The 24631-nt window shown below is 71.1% G+C and carries 22 protein-coding genes; 15 read left to right on the top strand and 7 right to left on the bottom strand.

Features of this window, described 5'->3' with window-relative positions; genetic code table 11:
* Positions 1-786, top strand: coding sequence for an alpha/beta fold hydrolase (locus tag ACIBVQ_RS06325; protein ID WP_352010162.1), 786 nt, complete (start codon positions 1-3; stop codon positions 784-786).
* Here ACIBVQ_RS06325 and ACIBVQ_RS06320 read toward each other — a convergent pair.
* The 3 genes from ACIBVQ_RS06320 to mce form a co-directional block, all read right to left on the bottom strand.
* Entirely contained in the window at positions 746-1900 is a 1155-nt protein-coding gene (locus ACIBVQ_RS06320; RefSeq protein WP_352009628.1) for an AI-2E family transporter, read from the bottom strand. The two genes, ACIBVQ_RS06325 and ACIBVQ_RS06320, sit on opposite strands and share 41 nt — an antisense overlap.
* A 123-nt stretch (positions 1901-2023) precedes the next feature.
* Entirely contained in the window at positions 2024-3304 is a 1281-nt protein-coding gene (locus tag ACIBVQ_RS06315; protein WP_352009627.1) for a DivIVA domain-containing protein, read from the bottom strand.
* 201 nt (positions 3305-3505) lie between these two features.
* Entirely contained in the window at positions 3506-3928 is a 423-nt protein-coding gene (mce, locus tag ACIBVQ_RS06310; protein ID WP_352010161.1) for a methylmalonyl-CoA epimerase, read from the bottom strand.
* Between the two features lie 83 nt (positions 3929-4011).
* Between mce and ACIBVQ_RS06305 the strand changes: the two genes are divergently transcribed.
* Positions 4012-5199 (top strand): acetyl-CoA C-acetyltransferase, encoded by a 1188-nt coding sequence (locus tag ACIBVQ_RS06305; protein WP_362909823.1) that lies wholly within the window; start codon positions 4012-4014, stop codon positions 5197-5199.
* Positions 5200-5282: 83 nt separating this feature from the next.
* The gene (meaB, locus tag ACIBVQ_RS06300; protein WP_399176668.1) at positions 5283-6206 is read left to right on the top strand and encodes a methylmalonyl Co-A mutase-associated GTPase MeaB; all 924 of its coding nucleotides are present in this window, start codon (positions 5283-5285) and stop codon (positions 6204-6206) included.
* Positions 6207-6328: 122 nt separating this feature from the next.
* On the opposite strand, the gene ACIBVQ_RS06295 is transcribed toward meaB, so the two are convergent.
* Together ACIBVQ_RS06295 and ACIBVQ_RS06290 are read right to left on the bottom strand one after the other, a co-directional pair.
* Positions 6329-7006, bottom strand: a complete 678-nt coding sequence (locus ACIBVQ_RS06295) for a DUF4230 domain-containing protein (RefSeq protein WP_399175992.1) — start codon at positions 7004-7006, stop codon at positions 6329-6331.
* 152 nt (positions 7007-7158) lie between these two features.
* Positions 7159-8673 carry a hypothetical protein gene (locus ACIBVQ_RS06290; RefSeq protein ID WP_352009624.1) on the bottom strand — a complete coding sequence of 505 codons (1515 nt, stop codon included), beginning with the start codon at positions 8671-8673 and terminating at the stop codon, positions 7159-7161.
* A 328-nt stretch (positions 8674-9001) separates the two neighbouring features.
* On the opposite strand from ACIBVQ_RS06290, the gene ACIBVQ_RS06285 reads away from it, so the two are divergent.
* The 5 genes from ACIBVQ_RS06285 (at position 9002) to ACIBVQ_RS06265 (ending at position 14657) form a co-directional block, all read left to right on the top strand.
* The gene (locus ACIBVQ_RS06285) at positions 9002-9511 is read left to right on the top strand and encodes a MarR family transcriptional regulator (RefSeq protein WP_352009623.1); all 510 of its coding nucleotides are present in this window, start codon (positions 9002-9004) and stop codon (positions 9509-9511) included.
* 122 nt (positions 9512-9633) lie between these two features.
* Positions 9634-11301 carry a methylmalonyl-CoA mutase family protein gene (locus ACIBVQ_RS06280; RefSeq protein WP_352009622.1) on the top strand — a complete coding sequence of 556 codons (1668 nt, stop codon included), beginning with the start codon at positions 9634-9636 and terminating at the stop codon, positions 11299-11301.
* 162 nt (positions 11302-11463) lie between these two features.
* Positions 11464-12396: a tetratricopeptide repeat protein gene (locus ACIBVQ_RS06275; RefSeq protein ID WP_352009621.1), complete on the top strand. Its 933-nt coding sequence runs from the start codon at positions 11464-11466 to the stop codon at positions 12394-12396.
* Positions 12397-12534: 138 nt separating this feature from the next.
* Positions 12535-13164 carry a cytidylate kinase-like family protein gene (locus ACIBVQ_RS06270; protein ID WP_352009620.1) on the top strand — a complete coding sequence of 210 codons (630 nt, stop codon included), beginning with the start codon at positions 12535-12537 and terminating at the stop codon, positions 13162-13164.
* A gap of 80 nt (positions 13165-13244) precedes the next feature.
* Entirely contained in the window at positions 13245-14657 is a 1413-nt protein-coding gene (locus tag ACIBVQ_RS06265) for an NAD-dependent malic enzyme (RefSeq protein ID WP_352010159.1), read from the top strand.
* 3 nt (positions 14658-14660) lie between these two features.
* On the opposite strand, the gene ACIBVQ_RS06260 is transcribed toward ACIBVQ_RS06265, so the two are convergent.
* Complete coding sequence (locus ACIBVQ_RS06260; RefSeq protein ID WP_386192984.1) at positions 14661-15077, bottom strand: hypothetical protein; 417 nt, start codon at positions 15075-15077, stop codon at positions 14661-14663.
* A gap of 132 nt (positions 15078-15209) precedes the next feature.
* On the opposite strand from ACIBVQ_RS06260, the gene ACIBVQ_RS06255 reads away from it, so the two are divergent.
* Complete coding sequence (locus tag ACIBVQ_RS06255) at positions 15210-15788, top strand: YqgE/AlgH family protein (protein WP_352009618.1); 579 nt, start codon at positions 15210-15212, stop codon at positions 15786-15788.
* Here ACIBVQ_RS06255 and ACIBVQ_RS06250 read toward each other — a convergent pair.
* Positions 15749-16432: a TetR family transcriptional regulator gene (locus ACIBVQ_RS06250; RefSeq protein ID WP_352009617.1), complete on the bottom strand. Its 684-nt coding sequence runs from the start codon at positions 16430-16432 to the stop codon at positions 15749-15751. The two genes, ACIBVQ_RS06255 and ACIBVQ_RS06250, sit on opposite strands and share 40 nt — an antisense overlap.
* Positions 16433-16594: 162 nt before the next feature.
* On the opposite strand from ACIBVQ_RS06250, the gene ACIBVQ_RS06245 reads away from it, so the two are divergent.
* The 6 genes from ACIBVQ_RS06245 to ACIBVQ_RS06220 all read left to right on the top strand — a co-directional run bounded on the left by ACIBVQ_RS06245 (position 16595) and on the right by ACIBVQ_RS06220 (position 24413).
* Positions 16595-18187, top strand: coding sequence for an MFS transporter (locus tag ACIBVQ_RS06245; RefSeq protein WP_399175987.1), 1593 nt, complete (start codon positions 16595-16597; stop codon positions 18185-18187).
* A 118-nt stretch (positions 18188-18305) separates the two neighbouring features.
* On the top strand, positions 18306-18560 hold the full coding sequence (locus ACIBVQ_RS06240) for a DUF3039 domain-containing protein (protein WP_352009615.1): 255 nt from the start codon (positions 18306-18308) through the stop codon (positions 18558-18560).
* A gap of 96 nt (positions 18561-18656) precedes the next feature.
* Positions 18657-19571: a zinc metalloprotease gene (locus tag ACIBVQ_RS06235; RefSeq protein WP_352009614.1), complete on the top strand. Its 915-nt coding sequence runs from the start codon at positions 18657-18659 to the stop codon at positions 19569-19571.
* Positions 19568-20992: an MFS transporter gene (locus tag ACIBVQ_RS06230; protein WP_399175985.1), complete on the top strand. Its 1425-nt coding sequence runs from the start codon at positions 19568-19570 to the stop codon at positions 20990-20992. The genes ACIBVQ_RS06235 and ACIBVQ_RS06230 overlap by 4 nt, the downstream gene beginning before the upstream one ends.
* Positions 20993-21068: 76 nt before the next feature.
* Positions 21069-22406, top strand: coding sequence for a hypothetical protein (locus tag ACIBVQ_RS06225; RefSeq protein WP_399175983.1), 1338 nt, complete (start codon positions 21069-21071; stop codon positions 22404-22406).
* 255 nt (positions 22407-22661) lie between these two features.
* Positions 22662-24413, top strand: coding sequence for a DEAD/DEAH box helicase (locus tag ACIBVQ_RS06220; protein WP_352009611.1), 1752 nt, complete (start codon positions 22662-22664; stop codon positions 24411-24413).
* The last annotated feature ends 218 nt before the right edge of the window (positions 24414-24631 follow it).

The following is a 24631-nucleotide window of genomic DNA, read 5'->3' as shown; positions in this document are numbered from 1 at the left end:
ATGTACACGCGATCAGCCGGGCAGGGACTCCCGGTCATCCTGCTGCACGCCTTCCCGCTCTCCTCGGCCATGTGGCTGACCCAGCGGGAGGGACTGTCCTCCTCCTGCGAGGTCATCACCCCCGACCTGCGCGGCTTCGGCGGCTCCCCACTCGGTGACCAGGAGCCCTCCGTCGACGTGATGGCCGACGACGTGGCGCGCCTGCTCGACCACCGGAAGATCGACAGGGCCGTCGTCGTCGGCCAGTCCATGGGCGGCTACGTGACGATGGCCATGTGCAGGCGCCACCCCGACCGGCTGCTCGGAGTGGTGCTCGCCGACACCAAGGCGAGCGCCGACACCGAGGAGGCCAGGGCGTACCGCGAACGCGTCGCCACGACCGTGCTCGCGGAGGGCTCCTCCTTCCTGGCCGGGGAGATCATGCCCGCGATGGTCGGCAGGACGACCGCGCGCAGCAGGGCGATGGTCTTCGGCCGGGTGCGCGCCCTGATCGAGTCGGCCCCGCCGGGGGCGGTCGCCTGGGCGCAACGGGCCATGGCGGGCCGTCCCGACTCCTTCGACACCCTGCGCGGGCTCACGGTCCCCGCCCTGGTGATCGTGGGGGAGGAGGACGAGACCACCCCGGTCGCCGAAGCGCGGGCGATGGTCGAGGCCGTACCCGACGGGCGGCTGGCCGTGATCGAGCGGGCCGGGCATCTGAGCGCGCTCGAACAGCCAGAGGCGTTCAACGGCGCCGTGGCCGCATTCACAGCCGGGCTTGCCGGGGAAGCACGACCTCACGGATGATCAACGCGATCGCCGCGGCCACCGGGATGGCCAGCAGCGCCCCGACGATGCCCATCAGCGCGCCGCCGAACAATGCGGCGATCACGGTGACCGCGGGGGCCACGTCGACCGAGCGCTTCATGACGCGCGGATAGATCAGATAGTTCTCGATCTGCTGGTAGATCAGGAAGAAGACCCCGCAGGCCACGCCGAGCGTCCAGGACTGCAGCAGCGCGACCAGCGTCACCAGCACGGCGCCGATCGTCGCCCCGACCAGCGGGATCAGGTCCGCGACCGCCACGACCAGGGCGAGGGCCAGCGCGTAGGGCATGTTCAGCACCGCGAGGAACACCCAGGTGGTCACCCCGGCGATCACCGAGATCAGCAGGTTCCCGGCCACGTAACCGCCGATGCCGTCGAGGATCTCGTCGCCCAGCGCCCTGGTCCGCTCCCTGCGGCTGCTCGGCACGAGCCGGAAGAGGTAGTCCTTGATCGAGGGCAGCGAGCCGAGGAAGTACAGCGTCAGCACCAGCAGCGTGAAGCCGGAGAAGAACGTGTCGAACACCACGGCGCCGGCACCGACCAGGCCGCCGGCCACGGCCTGGGCCAGGCCGCCGTTGGTGACGTAGTCGCCGATCCTGGTGAGGATCTGGTAGTCGCTGTCCAGTGCCCTCAGCGTGGGGTTGGCCAGCAGCTCCCTGACGTAGCCGGGCACCGCGCTGACGAAGGAGGCCGCCTCCCGGCTCACCGGCGGGACGATCGCCAGACCGAACAGCACGAAGAACAGGATCACCCCGCCGAAGACGATCGAGATCGCCCCCCGGCGGGGCATTCTGCGCCGCTGCAACGCCTCGACCGCCGGGTTGAGCCCGACGGCGAGGAACATCGCCACGACGACCAGTACGATCACGCTGCGCGCCGTGATCAGCGCCTGGGCCAGCGCCCAGGCCGTCAGTATCCCCAGGCCCCCGGTCAGCCCGATCAGGAACGGGTTCCTCGTCAGCGGTTTGCCCGGCTTGCCGTACGGCTCGGCGAACTCGGGCCTGGCCTTCGGCACGGCGGGCCGGGCGGCGTCGGCCGCCTGGGGCGGTTGAGGCGCCGGAGACGCCTGGGGCGGCTGGGACGCTTCGGACACTGGTGCTCCTGGCGGTGGGGGAACGGCGGGGAACGTGACAAGAGAGCCTAGCGACCCTCAGGGTCGCCAGGCTCTCTCGTAGCCGTCATGTGTAGCCGTCGTGACGCCTCGCCAGGCGGGGGGCTACTCCTGCCACCACTCCGCGTCGTCGTCCTTGGCGGGCGACTTCGCGGCGGGCGCGAGCGGCTTCTCGCTGCCGTTGGAGGCCGGGATGGCCGGCTTGGGCGGCGCCGCGGCGATCGCGGGCTCGGGGTCGGCCGCGGGCAGCGGCGCGCCGCCGAGCAGCTGGCGCAGCTGCGCGAGGTGGCTGGTGATGCTGTCGCGCTGGCGGGTCAGCTCGTCGACCTGGCGCTGGGCGACCGTACGGCTGCGCTCGGCCTCGGACTTGGCCTCGGAGACGATCGACTCGGCGCTGGACTTGGCGTCCGCCACGAGCTGGTCGGCGTTCTTGCGGGCGTTGGCGAGCAGCTGCTTGGCGTGGGTGTCGGCCTCGCGGCGGGTCTGCTCGGCCTGCTGGGTCGCCTTGGTCGCGCGCTGCTCGGCGGTCGCCGCGCGCTGCTCGGCCTCGGAGACCAGCTTCTGGGTGTTGGCCTGCGCGGTGGCGTGGCGCTCGGCCTCCTGGCGCTCGGCCTCCTCGCGGCGGGAGGCGAGCTGGATCTCGAACTCGGCCTCGTCCTGGGCGCGCTTGGCCTCGGACTCCTCAAGGACCCGCTGGGCCTGGGCGCGCATCTCGTCGGCCTGGCGCTTGGCGGTGGTCAGGATCTCGTCGCGCTCGCGCTTGGTCGAGGCGCGCAGCTGGGCGACCTCGCGCTCGGTGGTGGTGCGCAGCTTGGCGATCTCACGCTCGGCGTCCGCGCGCTTCTCCGCGACCTCGTGGTCGGCGGTCGCCCTGAGCTTGGCGACCTCGCGCTCGGTGGTGGCGGTCAGCTCGTCGGCCTCACGGCGAGCGGTCGAACGGATCTCGTCGGCGTCCCGCTCGGCGGTGGTGCGCATGTCGTCGGCCTCGCGGGTGGCGAGGGCGCGCTTCTCCGCCGCCTCGTTCTCCGCGGCGGCACGCAGGTCCGCGGCCTCGACCTTGGACGCGGCCTTGATCTCGTTCGCCTCTGAACGAGCGGCCTGGACCAGCTCGGTGGCCTGCTCCTCGGCCAGACGCAGCAGCTGTTCGATACGGGCGCCCAGCCCCGAGTAGGTCGGACGCTCCTGCTCCTGAAGCTGACGCTGGGAGTCGGCGAGTTCTCGTTGCAGGCCCTGGAGCTGTTCCCTGGTCTGGCGCAGTTCGTTGTCGACTTGCTTCAGATGGTCGTGGACCTGGTGCCGGTCATAGCCTCGGAGCACCACGTCGAATTCCCGAGCGGGGGCGTCTTCGAAGAAATTGTTGAGCTGGGCGTCGATGTCGGACTGCATGGAGGCTCGATCCTGGGTTGTCGAGGCGGCTACACGGGCCGGACGGGGGATTGGTCGGACATCCGAGGCGGAGCCGTGGCGGGGATCCACACGTCCGGTGGTAGGCCAGCGTACTCTGGAGTCGCCGAGTTGTCGGTCTCCTCTGGCTTTCTGCGCGACTTGTTACGTACGAACGTTTCTTACATTTGACATGGTGCGCCTTTAGTGCTTTGGCGCCTGAACGAGTTCGGTGAGCATTCCGCCGACATCCTTGGGATGCAGGAAAGCGATGGAGGAACCCATCGTGCCGTGCCGGGGAGCCTCGTCGAGAAGCCTGACGCCCCGGTCGCCGATCTCCCGCATCGCCTCGGCGACGTCCGGGACCCCGAAGGCCACGTGATGGACCCCCTCACCCCGCTTGGCGAGGAACTTCCCGACGGGTGTGTCGGGGCCGAGCGGTTCGAGGAGCTGGATGTACGACCCGCCCCCGTTGCCGTCGGCGATGTGCAGCATCGCCTCCTTGACGCCCTGCTCCTCGTTGACCTCGCGGGCGACCACGGTCAGCTCGAAGGTCCGCTCGAAGAATGCGATCTTCTCCTCAAGGTCGTGGCAGGCGATTCCCACATGATCGATCCGCATGAACATATGTCCAACCTCCATGGCGGCTACTCGGGTACCCATGGGTATGGTGGCAAAGTCGTCCCAAGCCCCGCCAGGGAGGCCCTGCTATGTCTGGTTCCGTCATCGTCGCCGGAGCTCGTACCCCCATCGGGCGGCTGCTCGGCTCGCTGTCCGGTCTTTCGGCCGTCGAGCTCGGCGGCATCGCCATCAAGGCCGCGCTGGAGCGTTCAGGCGTCGCTCCCGAGGCCGTGCAGTACGTGATCATGGGTCAGGTCCTGCAGGCCGGAGCGGGGCAGATCCCCGCCCGTCAGGCCGCCGTCAAGGCCGGAATCCCGATGACCGTGCCGTCGCTGACGATCAACAAGGTCTGCCTGTCCGGCCTCGACGCCATCGCCCTCGCCGACCAGCTCATCAGGGCGGGCGAGTTCGACGTCGTGGTCGCAGGCGGCATGGAGTCCATGTCGAACGCCCCCCACCTGCTGCCCGGCCTGCGCAGAGGGGTGAAGTACGGCGAGGCGGGCATCGTGGACTCGATGGCGCACGACGGCCTCACCGACGCCTACGACCAGGTGTCCATGGGCGAGTCGACCGAGCGGCACAACGAGCGCCTCGGCCTGACCCGTGAGGAGCAGGACGCCTTCTCCGCCCGTTCGCACGAGCTGGCCGCCGCGGCGATCAAGAACGGTGTGCTCGACGACGAGATCGTCCCGGTGACGATCCCGCAGCGCAAGGGCGAGCCGGTGGTCTTCGCCGCAGACGAGGGCGTGCGCGCCGACACCACCGTCGAGGCCCTGGCCCGGTTGCGCCCCGCCTTCGGCAAGAACGGCACGATCACCGCGGGCTCCGCCTCGCAGATCTCCGACGGCGCCTGCGCGGTCGTCGTGATGTCCAAGGCCAAAGCCGAGGAGCTCGGGCTCGAATGGCTGGCCGAGATCGGCGCGCACGGCAACGTCGCCGGCCCGGACAACTCCCTGCAGTCCCAGCCGGCCAACGCCATCAGGCACGCCCTGGACAAGCAGGGGCTCTCCGTCGACGACCTCGACCTGCTGGAGATCAACGAGGCCTTCGCCCAGGTCGTCCTGCAGTCGGCCAAGGAGCTCGGCGTCCCGCTCGACAAGATCAACGTCAACGGCGGCGGCATCGCCGTCGGTCACCCGATCGGGGCCTCGGGAGCCCGCATCGTGCTGGCCCTCGCCCACGAGCTCAGGCGCCGTGGCGGTGGCCTCGGCGCGGCGGGACTGTGCGGCGGCGGTGGCCAGGGTGACGCCCTGATCATCCGGGTCCCCTCGGCGTGACGGTGCGAGACCCGGGACCGGTGACCCGCGAGCGGCCCGCGGCCACGGGGAACGGGCACCCCCCGCAGGCCGACGTCTCCGATCTGGTCGCGCGGGCACGGGCCGGGCAGCCTCGCGCGGTCGCCAGGTTGATCTCCCTGGTGGAGAACGGCTCGCCCCTGCTCAGAGAGATCATGGCCAGGCTCTGCGCGGAGCGTCCGGCCAGGGCCAGGATCATCGGGCTGACCGGTTCTCCCGGCGTGGGCAAGTCGACCTCGACCGGGATGCTGGTGCGGGCCTTCCGCGAGCAGGGCAGAAGGGTCGGCGTGCTCGCCGTCGACCCGTCCTCGCCGTTCACCGGCGGCGCCCTGCTCGGCGACCGGGTGCGGATGCAGGACCACGCGACCGACCCCGAGGTGTTCATCCGCTCGATGGCAAGCCGGGGGCATCTGGGCGGTCTGTCATGGGCGACCCCCCAGGCGCTGCGTGTCCTGGAGGCCGCCGGGTGCGAGGTCATCCTGGTCGAGACCGTCGGGGTCGGCCAGGCGGAGGTGGACATCGCCTCGCTGGCCGACACCACCATCGTGCTGCTCGCCCCGGGCATGGGGGACGGCGTGCAGGCGGCCAAGGCGGGCATCCTGGAGATCGCCGACGTGTTCGTGGTCAACAAGGCCGACCGTGACGGCGCTCAGGCGGCCATCAGGGAACTGCGCAACATGATCGCCCTGGTCGCACGGGACTGGAAGCCGCCGATCGTGCCGACCGTCGCCTACCGGGGCGAAGGGGCGCAGGACGTGGTCGACGCCCTCGACGCGCACTGGGCACACCTTGAGGAGTCGGGCGAGCTCGGGCGCAGACGTCAGGCCAGGGCCAGGGACGAGATCGAGGCGATCGCACTGGCCACCCTCCGCTCACGCTTCGCGCACCTGCACGGCGACCGGCGTCTGGACGCGCTGGCCCGCCGGGTGCTCGACGAGGGGCTCGACCCCTACCGCGCGGCCGACGAACTGCTGGCCGCCATCGACTGAGCGGCGACTGACCGCTGTTGGCCGACCGGCACCGGCCGACCGAAGGCCCTGACCGGAACACCGATCAGGGCCGGGCCGTTCGGAGCCGGGCGGCTCAGGACTGGGAGGCTCAGAGCCGGGTGTCAGGGCTGGGCGGCGAAGTCGACGGTGACCTTCTCGAAGCCGAGTCCGCCGAGCATGCCCTGAAGCATGGTCTTGGTGTTCTGGTCGGCGCGGGTGCGCAGGTCACTGGCCTGCGCCGCATCCGCGATCTTCTTCTCGGCCAGCACGTAGAGCTCCTGCTGGTCGCCGGGGGAGGAGGACAGGAAGTCCTCGACCCGGTCGAAGAGACCGCGCTCCTGGGCGTAGACGTAGGAGCGCCTGTTGTCGAGGTTGGGCTTCTCCAGCTGGGCGTGCGGCAGCCGTACCGTGACCTGCCTGCGGTCGGGGGAGACGGTCAGCGCGCCCGAGGCCAGGCCGCCGAAGTCGACGTAGGCGTCCACCCCGCCCGCGCCGACGAAGAGGGTACGGCTGCCCTTGATGGCGTCGGGCAGGAAGGCGGCGTCCTTCTCCAGGTCCACGACGACCTGGAAGTTGCCGGTGGCCGCCTCGAAACGGCTGAGGTTGTGGATGGATTCGAGCAGCGCGGGCTGACTGCGGTCGACGGTGTTCTCGCCGAACGGGTTCAGCCACGACCAGGCCAGACGGGCGCCCACGACGAGCAGGACGACGGTGACGAGCAGCCCGGCGAGCAGGCGCGCGCCCCTGCGCGGGGGCGGCGCGGACGCCGGTTGCGGCGGCGCTTCCAAGGGGGCGTTCACGGCGGTCTCCTTCCCTCGGTGGCCGCGTTCTCACGCGGGCGGCCGGAGGAGGGGCCGCCTTCCCGCGTGGAACGACTCATCCGGATCGGCGCTCTCATATCGGGCGGTCCCGGACGGACCACGCTCCCGTGCCGAAGCCTATGCCGATCATGTCATTCGTGGTGGGCCGGACGCGCCTGTCTCGTTCCCCCGTCCGCGCCCCGGGCGGCACACTCCTCGTGACGGCTCATGCCGTTCTCCTGCCCGACCTGCCGCCGGGGAGCCGTCATCCGTCCCGAGTGCCCGGCGCGCCGTACCCGTCCCGGCTGCTCCGGGGCGGCGAGCTGCTCCCGTGGGACGAGCGGCGAGGCCTCGCCGTCCTGGACCGGCTGGGCCGGCTGGAAGGGGCGGAACGGCTGGGCGGGCCGGGCGGTCTGGAACGGCTGCGCCGCCTGTACGGCCTGCCCGCCGAAGAGGTCGCCGCGCAGCCTGCAGGCCGCGAAGTCGGCGTAGTTCAGCCGCAGCCACTCGCGCCGCTGGGCCTCGGTGAGCCCGGAGAACCAGGCGGCGGCGTACTGGTGCTCGGGCAGCGGCCCGCCGGGCAGCGGCTTTCCGCGCAGCCAGGCGATCACGATGTCGCGGTATCCGGCCGCCGGGCTGCCGTCGCACTGCCGGGCCAGGCCCTCGACGAACTCGTCGGCCGCCGCGTCGGCGAACCCGGTCGACAGGTCGTCCACGTGGATCGGGATGGCGCCGGAGGCGGGGGCCGCGGCGTCGCTGCGGGGCCGCTGCTCAAGCCGGGAGAACTCCCCGGGCGTTCCCGCGAGACGGGAGGCGATCTTGACGAACGCGGAGCCGAGTTCGGGCAGCCCCGTGCGCATCCCCGGGTGCACGCAGACCGTGATCGGCCACTCCTGGCAGCTGTAGACCACCCGCTGGGCCGAGACGGTCGCGGGCTGGCTGAGCAGTCTGGCCATCCCCGTGCCCGCGGCGAGCACCGCGAGCAGCGCCCCGGCCAGCGCCAGCGCCTGACGTGTCACCAGTGCCGCCCAGCCGAGCAGCAACGCCGTACTGACGCCGAGCAGCCACAGCGACTGGTCGGTGAAGGCCGTCGAGCTCAGCCCGCGGAACACGTCGTACGGCTCCCGCGTGGCGGGGGTGAGGCGGTCGGTCCAGGTCTGCCCCCTGGCCAGCCAGGTGAACAGGCCGTAGCAGCCGAGCCCGGCGAACACCGGGGTGATCGTCCAGGGCAGCAGCCACCCGGTCACCCATCCGAGCGCGACGTACAGCGTCAGGCCCGCGACCCCCATCACCAGCCCGCTGGGCAGCAGCAGCCCCGCCTGCTCGGTGAGCACGGTCCTGACCGCCATGATCAACGCGGTCGCGGTGAAGGGCGCGGCCACGACCACCGCGATGGCCAGTGGCGCGCGCACGGCCTGCCACGCGCTCTGCGGGCGCCGCCTGGCCCCGCGCCGCCTGCGCACCGCGACCCAGGCGGCGAAGGCGGCGGCCACGGGCCCGGTGAGCCGCAGCGAGCCGATCACCGCGGCGATGACGTTCTCCCACGCGCTGACGCCGGGTATGAGGACGCTCCACGCCGCGACCACGCCGAGCACGAGCAGGACGGCGACAGCCACCAACGCGCTCTGCTGGAGTTCCTCGCGTGAAACGCCCCTGTGCTCACGCACCGCCGTGCGTGGAAGCGGTCCACGCCGTGCCGTCCGTGCTTGGACACGTGCCATAGGTCATACGGCGTACAAGCGCCGTCGAGTCGTCGTTCATCAAGCACCCCCCGTGCTGTGAATGTTCGATGACCGTTCCCCTCGGCCACCGGTCCGGTCGGCGTCCCCCGCAGATCCGGACTGAGCGTGCGCGACCATTTGGCCGCGCCCTCACCATTCGATGTGGGAACCATAACCGAGCGTGACGTTTGACGTCCGGGTTCTTGGCGAAGCCATCGGTTCAGCGCCCTGTGGGCACGGGCGGACGGGGACGAGGCCGCGCTAACGTAACCCTGTGGCTACAGGTCAGCTGAATCTGCCGTTCGACCCCATCGAGCGTGCCGCGGAGACGTGGCGCGTTCATTTCGGACAGTCCTCGGCCATGGCCGCCGTCACGTCGATCATGAGAGCGCACCAGATCCTGCTGGCGCAACTGGACACGCTGCTCAAACCGTATGACTTGACCTTCGCTCGATACGAGGCGTTGGTGCTGCTGACCTTCAGCAAGTCCGGCGCGCTGCCGCTGTCGCGCATCGGCGAGCGGCTGATGGTCCACCCGACGAGTGTCACGAACACCGTCGACCGCCTCGAACGCGCCGGGCTGGTCCGCCGCATGCGCAACCCCCGCGACGGCCGCGGGGTGCTGGCCGAGATCACCACCCGGGGCCGGGAGGTCGTGAGCGAGGCGACGGACGACCTGATGGCGGCCGGTTTCGGCATGACCATGTACGGCGAGGCGGAGCTCGGCCAGATGTTCGGCCTGCTCAGGACCATCAGGGTGGCCGCGGGGGACTTCGAGGGCTGATCGCGGGGCCGGTCGCTTTCCCGTATGCTGGCCAAAAATTAGTAGGACGTCCTAGTATCTTTTCGAGGCCACAAGCCGTCACGAGAAGCCGAGCCGTACAAGGGCGTTAGAGGGAGTTGGCCATGGACGCCGAGGAGATCGAGGCTGGCAGGGCGCGCTGGCAGGCGCGTTTCGACAAGGCAGCCAAGCGTGATTCCGAGTTCCGGACGCTCTCCGGCCTCGACGTCGCGCCCGTATACGGGCCCAAGGAGGACGATCCGCGCTTCGAACGGATCGGCTGGCCGGGGGAGTACCCCTTCACCCGAGGCCTGCACCCCACCGGCTACCGGGGCAAGGCGTGGACCATCCGGCAGTTCGCCGGGTTCGGCAACGCCAAGCAGACCAACGAGCGCTACAAGATGATCCTCGGCGCGGGCGGCGGCGGGTTGAGCGTCGCCTTCGACATGCCGACGCTGATGGGCCGCGACTCCGACGACCCCCGCTCGCTCGGGGAGGTCGGCCACTGCGGCGTCGCCATCGACTCCGCGCTGGACATGGACCTGCTCTTCGACGGCATCCCGCTCGGCGACATCACCACCTCGATGACGATCAGCGGTCCCGCCGTGCCGATCTTCTGCATGTACGTGGTCGCGGCGGAACGCCAGGGGGTGCCGGTCGGCAGGCTCAACGGGACGCTGCAGACCGACATCTTCAAGGAGTACATCGCCCAGAAGGAGTGGCTGTTCGCCCCCGAGCCGCACCTGCGGCTGATCGGCGACCTGATGGAGTTCTGCGCCACGAACATCCCGGCCTACAAGCCGCTCAGCGTGTCCGGCTACCACATCCGCGAGGCCGGGGCGACGGCGGCGCAGGAGCTGGCCTTCACCCTGGCCGACGGGTTCGGCTACGTCGAACTCGGCCTGTCCAGGGGGCTGGACGTGGACGTCTTCGCGCCGGGCCTGTCGTTCTTCTTCGACGCGCACATCGACTTCTTCGAGGAGATCGCCAAGTTCAGGGCCGCCAGGCGGATCTGGGCGCGGTGGCTGCGCGACGTCTACGGGGCCAAGACCGACAAGGCCCAGTGGCTGCGCTTCCACACCCAGACGGCCGGTGTCTCCCTGACGGCGCAGCAGCCGTACAACAACGTGGTGCGCACCGCGATCGAGGCGCTCGCCGCGGTGCTCGGCGGCACCAACTCGCTGCACACCAACGCCCTCGACGAGGTCCTGGCGCTGCCCTCGCAGAAGGCCGCCGAGATCGCGCTGCGCACCCAGCAGGTGATCATGGAGGAGACCGAGGTCGTCAACGTGGCCGACCCGCTCGGCGGCTCCTGGTACGTGGAGGCGCTGACCGACAGGATCGAGGCCGAGGCGGAGGCGATCTTCGCCAAGGTCCGGGACATGGGCTCCGACGGGTCGATGACGTCCGGCATCCTGCGCGGCATCGAGGACGGCTGGTTCATGTCCGAGATCGCCGAGGCGGCCTTCGACTACCAGCGCAAGCTGGAGAAGGGCGAGAAGCGGATCGTCGGCGTCAACTGCCACACCGCCTCCATCGACGAGCCGCTGGAGATCCTCAGGATCAGCCACGAGGTCGAGCGCGAGCAGAACCGCGTCCTCGCCGAGCGCAGGACGGCACGCGACGGGCAGGCCGTCGAGCGGGCGCTCGCCACGATGGTCGAGGTGGCAAGGGGAGAGGGCAACCTGATCCCGTCCATGCTCGACGCGGTCCGCGCCGAGGCCACCCTCGGCGAGATCTGCGACGCGCTGCGCGAGGTGTGGGGCGTCTACACCGAGCCCGCGCGCTTCTAGCGGGATCCCGAAGACCCGAGGGCCGGGCGAGACGGCCCACCTGCCTCCCTACGGCGCGGGGGGTCCGGTGGGCGCGGCCGCCCGGCCCCGGCCTGTCCTCCGGAAGGCGTCCCGGCGTGGTGCCGAGTCGGCGCAGCCGCCCGGATGCGGCAGGATTGGAGTATGAGCCCAGCGGACTTCAAACGAGCAGGATCGCTCTACGGTGCCGTCGATCTCGGCGCGCGCAAGCAGGCGCTCGACGCGCAGGCGCGCCGGGAGGCCACCGCCCAGGAGACCGGCGGAGTACCGGCTCCGGTCGTCGACGTGGACGACACCAACTTCACGCAGGAGGTCGTCGAACGCTCCATGAACAGCCTCGTGCTGCTGGAGCTCACGGTGACCAGGGCGGAACAGGCCAGGGAGTACAGCCTGCTGCTGGAGAAACTGGCCGCGGAGAACGCGGGCCGGTGGACCCTGGCCAGAGTGGACGTCGAGGTCAGCCCGCAGATCGCCCAGGCACTGCGGGTGCAGAACGTGCCGGCGCTCTACGCCCTCTTCCAGGGCCAGCCGGTCGCCGTCGTCCCGGGCATCGCGACGGAGGCGCAGCTGCGCGACTGGCTCTCGCAGCTCCTTGAGGCCCTCGCGCAGTATCTCCCCCCGGTCCCCGAGGGCGGGCAGGCACAGGAGCAGCCCGCCGAGCCTCCCACCGACCCGGACGTTCTCGCCGCCGAGCAGGCCATCGACGCCGGTGACCTCGACGCCGCGGTCGCCGCCTACGAGCGGCTGCTGGCGCGCTCCCCGAACAACGAGGACGCCAAGATCGGCCTGGCGGGTCTCGGCCTGATCCGGCGTACCCAGGACGTCGACCCCGCCGAGGTGCAGGGCCGCCTGTCCGACCCCGCCGACCTCGACGCCCAGCTCCTGGCCGCCGACTTCGAGATGCTCTCCGGCGACGTGGACCAGGCCTTCGAACGGCTCGTCGCGGTCGTGCGGCGCACCTCGGGCGACGACCGAGACCGGGTCAGGACCCGCCTGCTCAGCCTGTTCGAGACCCTTCCCGCGGACGACCCCTCCGTGGGCAAGGCCCGCAGGAACCTGGCCAGCGCCCTGTTCTGACCCGTCCGAGGCCTCCCGGGCGCCGCGTGTGTGTCCGCCACCCGCGCCGGGAGGGCCGGGACGCCCCGGATAAGGGTCCGCCGTAAAAGCGCCGGCCCACGGGTATGGACGCCCCCGGTTTCCGGGCATGAACAGGTCATGCGGGTCGTCACCATCTCCGCGACGTACGGCACCGCCGGAAGCGTTATCGGACCGGCGGTCGCCGGGCGTCTCGGAGTCCCCTTCCTCGACCGGGCGATCCCCGGCACGGTCGCCGTCGAGCTCGGCTGCAGCCTGGAGGACGTCCTGGCGCACGACGACCGGGCCGAGCACGGGCTGGCCCGGCTGCTGGCCGGGGCGATGCGGCTGCCCGCGGCGAGCTTCGGCGGCATCGACATGTACATCCCCGGCGTCATGCCGCTGCCCGCCGAGGACTTCGTCGCCCACACCGAACGGGTGATCAGACAGATCGCCGGGGAGCAGGGCGGGGTGTTCCTCGGCAGGGCGGGCGCGCTCGTGCTGGCCGACCACCCCGGCGCCCTGCACGTACGGCTGGACGCGCCGCTGACCCGCAGGGTCGTCCAGACGGCGACCCTGAGCGGAGTGACCGAGCGTCAGGCGCGCCGGATCATCGAGGACAACGACCGGGCGCGGGCCGCCTACGTCCGCCACTTCTACCGCGCGGACGCGGCCTGCCCGACCCTCTACCACCTCGTGCTGGACAGCACGAGCATCCCGGTCGACACATGCGTGGAGCTGATTGTGACCGCATCGACAGCTCTGAGCTGAGCGACCCGGTACGGACACCGGTCCGTTGGTGGCACGATGGAGGGACTCCAACCAGTCCTGTCGCGAAGGAGCGAATGACTGTGGCGACCGTGCCGAGCGTGTCCTACTCCATCACCGTGCGCCTTGAGGTGCCCGCAGGGGGCAAGGCCGTCAGCCAGCTCACCCACGCCGTAGAGTCAGCCGGAGGGGTGGTCACCGCACTCGACGTCACCACCGCCGGGCATGAGACCCTGCGCATCGACGTCACCTGCGCCGCACGTGACACCGACCACGCCCAGGCCATCGTCGACAAGCTGGACGCCGTGGAGGGAGTCGTCCTCCACAAGGTCTCCGACCGGACCTTCCTCATGCACCTCGGCGGCAAGATCGAGATGCGCTCCAAGGTGCCGCTGCGCAACCGTGACGAGCTGTCCATGGCCTACACGCCCGGCGTCGCCCGGGTCTCCATGGCCATCGCACGCAACCCGGAGGACGCCAGGCGGCTGACCATCAAGCGGAACACCGTCGCCGTGGTCACCGACGGCTCCGCGGTGCTCGGTCTGGGCAACATCGGCCCCGCCGCCGCGCTGCCCGTCATGGAGGGCAAGGCCGCTCTCTTCAAGCGCTTCGCCGACATCGACGCCTGGCCGATCTGTCTCGACACCCAGGACGTCGACGAGATCGTCCGCACCGTCCAGGTCATCGCCCCCGGCTTCGGCGGCATCAACCTGGAGGACATCTCCGCGCCGCGCTGCTTCGAGGTCGAGCGGCGGCTGCGGGAGCTGCTGGACATCCCGGTCTTCCACGACGACCAGCACGGCACCGCGATCTGCGTGCTGGCCGCGCTCACCAACGCGCTGCGCGTGGTCGGCAAGGAGCTCGGCGAGGTCCGCATCACGCTGGCCGGCGCCGGGGCGGCCGGTACGGCGGTGCTGCGCCTGCTGCTGGCGGCCGGTGCCCGCAACGTGGTCGTCTGCGACTACCTGGGCGCGGTGCACAGCGGCAGGGAGGACCTCGACGACTCGCTGCGCTGGATCGCCGAGCACACCAACGCCGAGGGCTACGCCGGTGACCTGCGGGGCGCGATCAAGGGGGCCGACGTGTTCGTCGGCGTCTCCGCCCCCGGCATCCTCACCGGCGACGACATCGCGACGATGGCCGACGGAGCGGTGGTCTTCGCGCTGGCCAACCCCGAGCCCGAGGTCTCGCCCGACGACGCCCGCGAGCACGCGGCCGTGGTCGCCACCGGTCGTTCGGACTACCCGAACCAGATCAACAACGTGCTGGCCTTCCCCGGTGTCTTCCGCGGTCTGCTCGACGCGCAGGCCAGCGTGGTGAGCCAGGAGATGCTGCTGGCGGCGGCTCGGGCGCTGGCGGCCGTGGTCACCGCCGAGGAACTCGGCCCCAACTACATCATTCCCAGCGTGTTCCACGCCGACGTCGCGGGCGCCGTCGCCGCCGCCGTGCGCGAGTCGGCGGGTGGCAGGGCGCGCACCGGCATGACCGAGGCGTAGCACTCAGAGCCTCCGCCCGGGACGGCGGCGGCCGTCCGGCGGGTGTCCGGGGCCGATCGGCTGTGACGGGGTACGGCGTGGCCACAGCACGCCGTACCACCACAGCGCACCGCCGGTGAGCGTCACGCCTGCGGCGGTCGCGGCCCAGGCGGGCAGGCCGACGGCGGGTTCGACTCCGGCGAGCGGGCCCGTCTCCCAGGGACGCGGCGCACCGAGAACGGACAGGGACCGCGGGGTCCTGCGCCCCGGTCGTGCCCTCTGGTGTCCGGCGCTCGGCGCCCTGACGCCGTGTCCCGTGAGGGGTGCGCCCGTCCGGTGCGGCTCGCCGGTGCCTTGTGTGGGGAGGGTGCCCGCGACGAAGAGGAAGACCAGCGCGAAGAACGCCACGGGGGTGATCGTCGCCTCGCCATCCTGTCGCATTTCTCCCCCATTTATTGGTGTATGTACTGAGGGTTCCCGTTTGGCTGCTTTGCGTAACGCAGGGTGATATCTGGAAGATCTGGAGTGGGGGTAGCGCAGCGAGATCCGCCTTTGACCCTTCATGATGGAGACATGGCGGAGGCGATCTACGTCGGTGGCCTGCTGGTGGCGACGCCGCGGCTCGACGACCCCAACTTCCGGCGGAGCGTGGTCCTCGTCCTGGAGCACGACCTCGACGGCGGCACGCTCGGCGTGGTGCTCAACCGGCCGAGTGACATCTCGGTGACACAGGTGCTGCCCACCTGGGACCCCATGGTGACCGGCCCGTCGGTGCTCTTCCAGGGAGGGCCGGTGCAGACCGACAGTGCCCTGGCCCTGGCCGCGGTCCCGAGCGGGCAGGAGCCCCTGGGGTGGCGGCGGTTGCACTCGGGAACCGACGCGGTCTCCAGGATCGGGACCGTCGACCTGGACGCCCCTCCGGAGATCCTCGCCGGGGAGATCGCACAAATGCGGATCTTCGCGGGTTACGCGGGGTGGTCGGCCGGGCAGCTCGAAGCCGAGATCGGCCAGGGGGCGTGGTACGTCGTGGACTCCGAACCCGGCGACACCTTCCACCACGACCCCGGATCGCTGTGGCGGGCGGTGCTCCGTCGTCAGCGCGACGAACTGGCCTACGTGGCGACCTGCCCCGACGACCCCTCGATGAACTGACCGGGCAGAACGGGGCGGGTCGGCGGTCGGTCCCAGCCGGGACGCAGTGATTCCTCGGCCATCGCGAGCACCGCGTCGAGGCGCGCGCTGATGGAGCCGGTGATGGAGACGTCGTTCACCCGGCAGTGCTCGAAGCCCGTCCTGGCCACCGAGACGAACAGCGCGACGGCGAAGTGCGTCAGCAGGTCGTCGTCGCCGACGCCCTCGCGCCTGGCGACCTCCTCGATCAGCCGCCGCTCGTTGCCCATCAGGCGGTGCATGCTCCCGGCGAGGAGGGCGGGGGTGCTCTCGATCAGCTCACGCGCCTTGAGGAACCTGGCCGTCTCGGTCGGATCGGACTCCTCTAGCATGGCGACGACCGCGCGCATGGCGTGACCGAGGGCGGTGAACGGCGGCTCCTCGGACGGGCGGGCGGCCAGTTCGGCGAGCATGACCTCCTGGCCGTCGAGAGGCAGCGAGAGGGCGACGTCCTCCTTGGTCGCGAAGTAGCGGAAGAACGTGCGAGGCGAGACGTCCGCCGCGGCCGCGATCTGGTCGACGGTCGTCGCCTCGTAGCCCTGCTCGGCGAACAGGTCAAGGGCGGCGTCGATCAACGCGAGCCTGGTTCTGTGCTTCTTGCGCTCGCGCAGGCCGTGCTGACCCATGCGTGTCACCTCTCCGAAACGTATCGTTCACAGTCTGCCATAAGTCATGGGCTGCCTCTTCAAAGGATTTGTCACTTGTCAGCGACTGTCATAAATTACCGGGTGTTGACGCCTCAATCGACATAAGCGGGGCGAAGCGAACTCACGAGGGGACCCCTTCCCATGGCACAAGCCAAGACGGTGGCCGCACCACCACCGTCGGACCTGGGCACGACGCGACAGGGCCACCCATGGCTCACACTTCTGTCCGTGTCGCTCGGCGTGATCATGGTGATGCTGGACGGCACCGTCGTCTCCATCGCCAACCCGGTGATCGCCCAGGACCTCAAGGCATCTCTGTCCGACCTGCAGTGGGTGACCAGCGGTTACCTGCTCGCGCTCGCCGTGTTCCTGATCACCGCGGGGAAACTCGGTGACCTGTTCGGACACAAGCGAATCTTCCTGATCGGCGTCGCGGGCTTCGCGCTCAGCTCGCTCGCGATCGGCCTCAGCTCCTCGGTCGGCATGCTGATCGGGCTGCGCGTTCTCCAGGGCCTGTTCGGCGCGCTGCTGCAGCCCGCCGCCCTCGCGCTGCTGCGGGTCGCCTTCCCCGGCGAGCGGCTGAAGACGGCGATGGGTGCCTGGGGCGGCATCATCGGCCTGTCCAGCGCCGCGGGCCCGATCGTCGGCGGCCTGCTGGTCGAGAACGTCAGCTGGCAGTCGGTCTTCTTCATCAACGTCCCCGTGGGCATCGCCGCCCTGGCCATGGGCCTGTGGGTGCTGACCGAGAGCCGGGCGCGGACCCTGTCCAGGGTCGACTGGCTGGGCGTCCTGCTGTTGTCGGTCGCGATGTTCTCCCTGGTCTGGGCGATCATCCAGGCTCCCACCTGGGGCTGGGGCGACGCGCGCACGATCGGCTTCCTGGCCGCGGCCGTGGTGGTCGGCGGGGTGTTCCTGTGGTGGCAGACCCGCTCGTCGGAGCCGCTCCTGCCGCTCAGCCTCTTCGCCAACGCCTCGGTCTCCATCGGCACCGGCCTGATGATGCTGGTCGCGTTCTCCATGTTCGGCGCGATGTTCTTCCTCACGTTCTTCTTCCAGGGCGTGCACGGCCTCTCGCCCCTGGAGTCGGGTCTGCGGATGCTGCCGATGAGCGCGGGCATGATCGTCGCCTCACCGCTGGCCGCCGTGCTCATCGGCAGGTTCGGCACCAAGATCACGATCACGGGCGGCATGCTGATCACCGGGCTGGCGATGTTCCTGCTGTCCCGGCTCAGCCTCGACGCGGCGTTCATCGACAGCGGCATCCCGTTCGCCCTGCTCGCCTTCGGCCTCTCGCCGGTCTTCGTCGGCGCGACCGAGATCATCGTCGGCAACGCCCCGGAGGACCTCAGCGGCGTCGCGGGCGGAGTCCAGCAGTCGGCCATGCAGGTGGGCGGAGCGCTCGGCACCGCCATCCTCGGTGCGATCGTCTCGGCCAGGGTCGCCGACGTCTACCAGGACCACTGGTCGCAGGCCAAGCTCCCCGCACTGCCTCCGCAGCAGGTGGACGGGCTGCAGGAACTCGCCACCTTCGGTGGGGCGCCGACCGCCCAGATGATGCCGGGCGTGCCCGAGCCGCTCGTGCAGGCCATCGGCAAGGTCTCCCACCTGTCCTTCCTGGACGGCATGCACCTGGGCTTCACCGTCAGCACGGGCGTCGCGGTGCTGGCCGCCGTGCTCGCGCTGTTCGTCAAGGCGGGCCGCAAGAGCGAGGACGCCCCCATCCACATGGGGTGATCCCTGCGACGGCTCCCGCCCTTGCCGGCGGGAGCCGTACCCGTTCCTGGCGGGGTCGGTGGAGAAACGGCGTGCGCCGGATCCGGGATCGCGGCCCCGCGGGCATAAAATCGTCAGGGTGAGCACGAAAATTCTCCCTGAGAGCGACATCCGTCCCGACCTCTCGTTCGGTGACGGCGACCACGAGCGGTTCGCCCACTACGTCGAGAAAGACAAGATCATGGAGAGCGCGTTCACCGGCACCCCGGTGCGCGCGATCTGTGGCAAGGTCTGGGTGCCGAACCGGGACCCGCAGAAGTTCCCGGTCTGCCCCGAGTGCAAGGAGATCTACGAAGGACTCCCGAAGGGCGAGGACGACAGCGGCAAGGAATGAGTGTTGCTGACGGGTGATCGCCGCCGATGAGGCTACGGTCGGGATGTCACCGCCTGGCGGTTGACGGCCAGCGAACGTGACATCTCGGGGGAGTGCATGGCTCGGCGTGCGATCGCCGTCGTCTCGGCGTGCCTGTTCACCGTGGGCGCCCTGCCCGGACTCCCCGCCACGGCGGCCGCCGTGAGCGGACGAGGCTGTACGGCGGGCGCGCGGGGAGCGCTCCCCGGCAGGGGCTCAGAACCGTACGCCCCCCGGCCCGCGCAGGTCGCCGAGATGCTCGCCGACCTCGCGCTGCGCCGGTCGCGGGCGCGACGCGTCCCGACGGCCACCATCACCGTCCCCACCTGGGCGCACGTCGTCACCGAGGGTGTCCTCGGGGCGCAGGACGACGCGGTGCGCGCGCAGATCGCCGCCCTCAACTCCGCCTACGGAGGCCGCTACGGCGGCGTGGACACCGGGGTCCGCTTCCGGCTCGACGGGATCACCAGGACCGAGAACACGGCCTGGTTCCGCGGTCCGCTCACCTACGAACGGCCGCTCAAGCAGATGCGCCGGGGTGGCCCGGAGACCCTCAACCTCTACATCGCCCAGCTCGGCCAGCTCGTGCTCGGCTACTCGACCTACCCCCACTGGTACCGCAACGAGCCCCAGCTCGACGGCGTGGTCGTCGACTGGCGGACGCTGCCCGGCGGGTCGCTGCGGAACTTCGACCGGGGGTTCACCGCCGTCCACGAGATCGGCCACTGGCTGGGCCTGCTGCACACCTTCGAGAACGGCTGCGAGTCGCCCGGAGACGCGGTCGACGACACCCCGCCGGAGGCTCAGCCGACCGAGGGCTGCCCGGCGGCCAAGGACACCTGCAAGGGTGGCGGTTCCGACCCGATCCACAACTTCATGGACTACGCCCAGGATCGCTGTATGTCCGAGTTCACCACCGGACAAGCGGGCAGAATGCATGAAATATGGGCCCTTTACCGCAGTCGGGAGGCGGCCACTACCCTTAACGGGTGACAGTACCGAAGACCCTCTACGCTCCATACCAGTCCCCCCGGATCTTCGGTCCGGAATACCGCACGGCCTCCCTCGGGATCCTGCTCGTCGTCACCCTGATCGCCTTCGAAGGCATGTCCGTCGGTGCCGTGATGCCCGCGGTGTCCGAGGACCTCGACGCGCTCGACCTGTACGGCATGAGCTTCTCGGCCTTCCTCATCGCGGGCCTTTTCGCCAACGTCGTCGCCGGGCTCTGGTCCGACCGCAGAGGGCACGCCTGGCCCTTCCTGCTCGGGGTCGGCCTGTTCGTGACCGGCATGGCGATGGCGGGCGCCGCCGGGTCGAAGGAGTTGTTCATCGTGGCACGGGCCGTGCAGGGCCTCGGCGGCGGGGCGGTCATCGTGGCGGTCTACGTGATGATCGCGCGGGTGTACGTGCCCGAGGCCAGACCCAAGGTCTTCGCCGCCCTGTCGGCCGCCTGGGTGCTGCCCGCGCTGGTCGGCCCCGGCCTCGGCGGGCTCGTCGCCGCGACGCTCGGCTGGCGCTGGGTCTTCTACGGCATCGTGCCGCTGGTGATCCCCGCCCTGCTGATGCTCCTGCCCGCGCTGCGCCCGCGTGGGGCCGAAACCGAACCAGGTGCCGGGCCGGACACGGAAGCGGGGGTCGCTCCGGCGCCCTCCGGGGAGCGGTCGAGGCCGCTGGCGATGACCCTGGCGGCCTCGGCGACCGCCGCGGGCGCCGGAGCGCTCCTGTACGGCGTCGATCTCCTGCACCTGAACCCGGGGGTCGGCTGGTCCGCCACCCTGGCCGGTCTGGCGCTGCTGGCCGCGGGCCTGCCCAGGCTGCTGCCGCGCCGGGCGCTCATGTTCGGCCGGGGCCTGTCGACCACGGTGATGATGCGCGGTGTGCTCTCCGCCTCCTTCTTCGGGATCAACTCCTTCATCCCGCTGCTGCTCACCCAGGTGCGCGGCTTCTCGGTGATCGAGGGCGGGGTGGCGCTCACCATCGGCGCGCTCGGCTGGACGACCGGCTCCTACCTGCAGTCCAGGCGCGAGTTCGACCGCCCCCGCCTGGTACGGCTCGGCGCGGCCTCGGTCACCTCCGGCGTCCTGCTCACCCTGCTCGCGCTGGTGCCCGGGGTGACCGGCTGGATCACCGTGCCCGCCTGGGTGCTCGCCGGGTTCGGCATGGGCATCGCCATGACCAGCGTCAACGTCACCGCCATGCGCCAGTCTCCCGACGCCGAGCAGGGCGCGAACTCCGCCGCCCTCCAGGTCGTCGACACCCTCGGCAGCGCCCTGACGATCGGCTTCGGCGGAGTGCTGATCAACGTGATCGGCCACGACGACATCGCCACCGGCTACACCACGATCGCCGTCCTGATGGCGGCGGTCGGGCTGCTGGGGGTGGCCGTCGCGGGCCGCATGCGGGAAGCCGCCTGAGCCGGTCGTTTTCCCGCTGACGACGATCATCTATAGCCGGACCGGGTAAGGACGGGCATGGTAGGACGGTAGAACCGTGACCACCGGGAAGGCAGGCGTCGTGGACGAACGACCTCGCCAGGCGTGGCCGCCGGAGCGCCCCGAGGGGGAGGACGCCTCCGGCGTGTCCCGCGTGCCACAGGACACGCCGCGTCGCAAGCGTCGTGGAAGCGCTCCCTACGCGGCTCAGGAGACCCGGGCTCACGCCGCCCCCACCTTCGAGCCCCCCGCCGAGCCGCACGAGCCCGACGTCTCACAGGAGGCACGTGACGGCCGGGACGAGGGTCACCTGGTGTGGTCACCGGTGGCGGAGACGGGCGGAACGCCGGGGGAGTCCGGGGCGCCGGGGGCGCCGGGGACATGGCCACCGGACAGACGTCCGCGTCCCGCCCAGCACCGGGCCTCGCTCTGGGACCGGGACGAGGCGGAGCCCCCAGAGGCGCCGAGACCGGCCGAGACCCCAGAGACGGCGGACAGCGAGACGGTGCCCACGCCGGTGCTCGCGCCGGTCGACGGCGGACGTGGCGGCTGGGTGTCCGAGGAGACCGACGACGGAGACCTGCGGGGGTGGACCTCGGAGGAGTTCCGGGGGCGGACCGCCGGGCCCTGGGCGTTCTGGAGGCGTGGACGTGCCCGGCGCCTGGGCAGGGCACAGCGGGAGGGGGAGGGGATCTGGCCGGAGGAGTCGGTCTGGGAGACCCACCGGCCCTGGCCGCTCAACGACGACGACTCCCCCCAGGACGAGCTGCCGCCCTCGGCCCGCTGGTACGGCTCACCCGTGGCGCCTCCCCCCAGCAGGGCGGGGCGGCTGCGGCGCCTGCTCCTCGGGACGGTGGCGGCGGCGGCCGGTCTCGCGGTCGGCTTCGCCGTCGCCGTGCTGCTCCCCCCGCTGCTGCTGTGGCAGGCCCCCTCGGACGCCCAGGCCGCCACCAGGCCCGCCGTGGTGAGCGACCCCGTCACGGGTGTGACGTACCCGTTGCCCGCGGGCTGGCGGGTCGGCGCGGTGCCGCCGGTCACCGGGTTCACCTCCATCGCGGGCGGCGACGGCGCGGTGACGGTCATGACCGGGCCCGCCGAGCCGGGAGACGACCCCGCCAAGACCGCGGCCGGTCTGGCCGACCTGTACGGCAGACTGCTGCTCCACGGCGACGAGGTCAAGGTCGTCGACGACCGGGCGGTCACCGTGAACGGGCGGACCGGACGGAGCCGTTCCCTGCGCGCGGAGTACCACGACGTCGTCAACCGGCCCGCCTACCTCAGGCTGGTCCTGCTCACCGGGAAGGGCGGCGAACCGGTCGTCGTGGTCGGTGTCGCCCAGCCCGACGATCCCGCCCTGCGCGGTGCGATCGACAAGGTGATCTCCGGGCTCCGTTAGCCCCTACTCCGGCCCGCAAGGGCCCCACGGGCCTCGGGTGTTTCCCCCCCGGGGTCCCAGGGGAGGCGTCAGGGCGTGACGGCGGGTGGGGGAGCGGGCGTCGGCGCCGGTGAGGGCCTGGCGGCGGGCGGCGGGCGGCGGCCGTGGGGCGGGCCGTACCCGGATGGGAGGGGCCCTAGCACGCGGGGGCGTTATCGGCGAGGATCTCGCCCGATCGGCACGCCTGACGGTTGCGGCGATTACTCTGATGACACTGTGAGCACCTTCGCCGCCTCCCACCTGTCCCCCTCGTTTCCGGACCGTGCCGCCTGGGGCACCGCGCCGAAGCTGCGCGCGTGGCAGCAGGAGGCGCTTGACCTGTACCTCAGGCGTGAGCCGCGCGACTTCCTCGCGGTCGCCACGCCCGGCGCGGGCAAGACGACCTTCGCGCTGCGCATCGCCAGTGAGCTGCTGTCGCGCGGGCTCATCCGGGCTGTGACGATCGTCACACCCACCGAGCATCTCAAGCAACAGTGGGCCGACGCCGCCTCCAGGGTCGGCATCGCCATCGACCCGGAGTTCAAGAACAGCCAGGGCGCGACCTCACGCGACTACGTCGGGGTCGCCGTCACCTACGCCCAGATCTCGATGCACCCGGCGCTGCACCGCGCCAGGACCGAGGCGCGCAAGACCCTGGTCATCTTCGACGAGATCCACCACGCGGGTGACGCGAAGTCCTGGGGCGACGGGGTGCGCGAGGCGTTCGAGCCCGCGACCCGGCGCCTGGCCCTGACGGGCACGCCGTTCAGATCCGACGTCAACCCGATCCCGTTCGTCACCTACGCCGAGGACGGCGAGGGCGTACGGCGCAGCGTCTCCGACTACTCATACGGCTACGGGCCGGCCCTGGCCGACGGCGTCGTCCGGCCGGTGATCTTCCTTGCCTACGCGGGGGAGATGCGCTGGCGGACCCGCGCGGGCGACGAGATCGCCGCGACGCTGGGCACGCCGCTCACTAAGGACCAGCTCGGCCAGGCCTGGAAGGCCGCCCTCGACCCCAAGGGCGACTGGATCCGGCAGGTGCTGCACGCCGCCGACCGGCGGCTGACCGAGGTGCGCAGGGGCGTCCCCGACGCCGGAGGCCTGGTCATCGCCACCGACCACGAGACGGCCCGCGCCTACGCCAGGCACATCCGCACGATCACCGGGGAGGGCGCCACGGTCGTGCTCTCCGACGACCCCGACGCGTCCAAGAAGATCAAGCAGTTCTCGGCCTCGCAGGACCGCTGGCTGGTCGCGGTCCGGATGGTCTCCGAAGGCGTCGACATCCCGCGCCTGGCGGTCGGGGTCTACGCCACGAGCACCTCGACCCCGCTGTTCTTCGCCCAGGCCGTCGGCCGTTTCGTGCGGGCGCGCAAGCGCGGGGAGACGGCCTCGGTCTTCCTGCCCTCGGTGCCGACCCTGATGGGCCTGGCCGGGGAGATGGAGGCCGAGCGCGACCACGTGCTCGACCGCAAGCCGCCGGAGGACGGCCTGGACGACTTCCTGCTCGACGACGCCCAGCGCAAGAAGGACAACCCTGACGTCGTCGGTGACGAGCTGCCCTTCGAGACGCTTGAGGCGGTCGCCACCTTCGACCGGGTCCTGTTCGACGGCGGCGAGTTCGGCACCGGCGCGGAGCCGGGCTCCCCCGAGGAGGAGGACTTCATCGGACTGCCCGGCCTGCTGGAGCCCGACCAGGTGCGCACGCTGCTGAGCAAACGGCAGTCCGACCAGCTGAAGGCCAAGCGCGCCGCCCCCGAGCCCAAGGAGACGCAGGTCGCCCCGCACGAGCTCATCGCCAACCTGCGCCGCGAGCTCAACACCCTGGTCGGGGCCTGGAACCACCGCACCGGCCAGCCCCACGGCGTCATCCACGCCGAGCTGCGCCGGGCCTGCGGCGGCCCGGCTATCGCCCAGGCGACCGCCGAACAGGTCCAAGAGCGGATCGACAAGATCCGCCAGTGGGCCGTCCAGCGCTCGCGCTGACCGGCGCCCGGCAGGGCCCGGACGCCCTCCGCGGCACTTTCCGTGACGTCTCCTTTGATGTCTCCCGTGCCGTTTTCCGTGCCGTTTTCCGTGCGGGCCGCGCAGGCTCAGGGGACGCCTCCGTGGGCGTCGGGGACGCCGAGGGGCGGGGCGTGGCCGAGGAGACGGCAGCGGGCTGTTCGAGCGGGATCGTCGGCCTGGTCAGCGTGGGACCACTG

The sequence above is a fragment of the Streptosporangium sp. NPDC049376 genome (genome assembly GCF_044466505.1).
Taxonomy (GTDB): Bacteria; Actinomycetota; Actinomycetes; order Streptosporangiales; family Streptosporangiaceae; genus Streptosporangium.
The sequence above is the reverse complement of the archived record's forward strand: the minus strand, read 5'-3'. Positions and strand labels throughout refer to the sequence as shown.

What these genes read in the sequence shown, in the direction of transcription:
- ACIBVQ_RS06325 (WP_352010162.1), top strand. Translation starts at nt 1, where the DNA reads ATGTACACGCGATCAGCCGGGCAGGGACTCCCGGTCATCCTGCTGCAC.
- ACIBVQ_RS06315 (WP_352009627.1), bottom strand. Translation starts at nt 3,304, where the DNA reads ATGCAGTCCGACATCGACGCCCAGCTCAACAATTTCTTCGAAGACGCC.
- mce (WP_352010161.1), bottom strand. Translation starts at nt 3,928, where the DNA reads ATGTTCATGCGGATCGATCATGTGGGAATCGCCTGCCACGACCTTGAG.
- ACIBVQ_RS06305 (WP_362909823.1), top strand. Translation starts at nt 4,012, where the DNA reads ATGTCTGGTTCCGTCATCGTCGCCGGAGCTCGTACCCCCATCGGGCGG.
- ACIBVQ_RS06280 (WP_352009622.1), top strand. Translation starts at nt 9,634, where the DNA reads ATGGACGCCGAGGAGATCGAGGCTGGCAGGGCGCGCTGGCAGGCGCGT.
- ACIBVQ_RS06275 (WP_352009621.1), top strand. Translation starts at nt 11,464, where the DNA reads ATGAGCCCAGCGGACTTCAAACGAGCAGGATCGCTCTACGGTGCCGTC.
- ACIBVQ_RS06270 (WP_352009620.1), top strand. Translation starts at nt 12,535, where the DNA reads ATGCGGGTCGTCACCATCTCCGCGACGTACGGCACCGCCGGAAGCGTT.
- ACIBVQ_RS06260 (WP_386192984.1), bottom strand. Translation starts at nt 15,077, where the DNA reads ATGCGACAGGATGGCGAGGCGACGATCACCCCCGTGGCGTTCTTCGCG.
- ACIBVQ_RS06255 (WP_352009618.1), top strand. Translation starts at nt 15,210, where the DNA reads ATGGCGGAGGCGATCTACGTCGGTGGCCTGCTGGTGGCGACGCCGCGG.
- ACIBVQ_RS06250 (WP_352009617.1), bottom strand. Translation starts at nt 16,432, where the DNA reads ATGGGTCAGCACGGCCTGCGCGAGCGCAAGAAGCACAGAACCAGGCTC.
- ACIBVQ_RS06245 (WP_399175987.1), top strand. Translation starts at nt 16,595, where the DNA reads ATGGCACAAGCCAAGACGGTGGCCGCACCACCACCGTCGGACCTGGGC.
- ACIBVQ_RS06235 (WP_352009614.1), top strand. Translation starts at nt 18,657, where the DNA reads ATGGCTCGGCGTGCGATCGCCGTCGTCTCGGCGTGCCTGTTCACCGTG.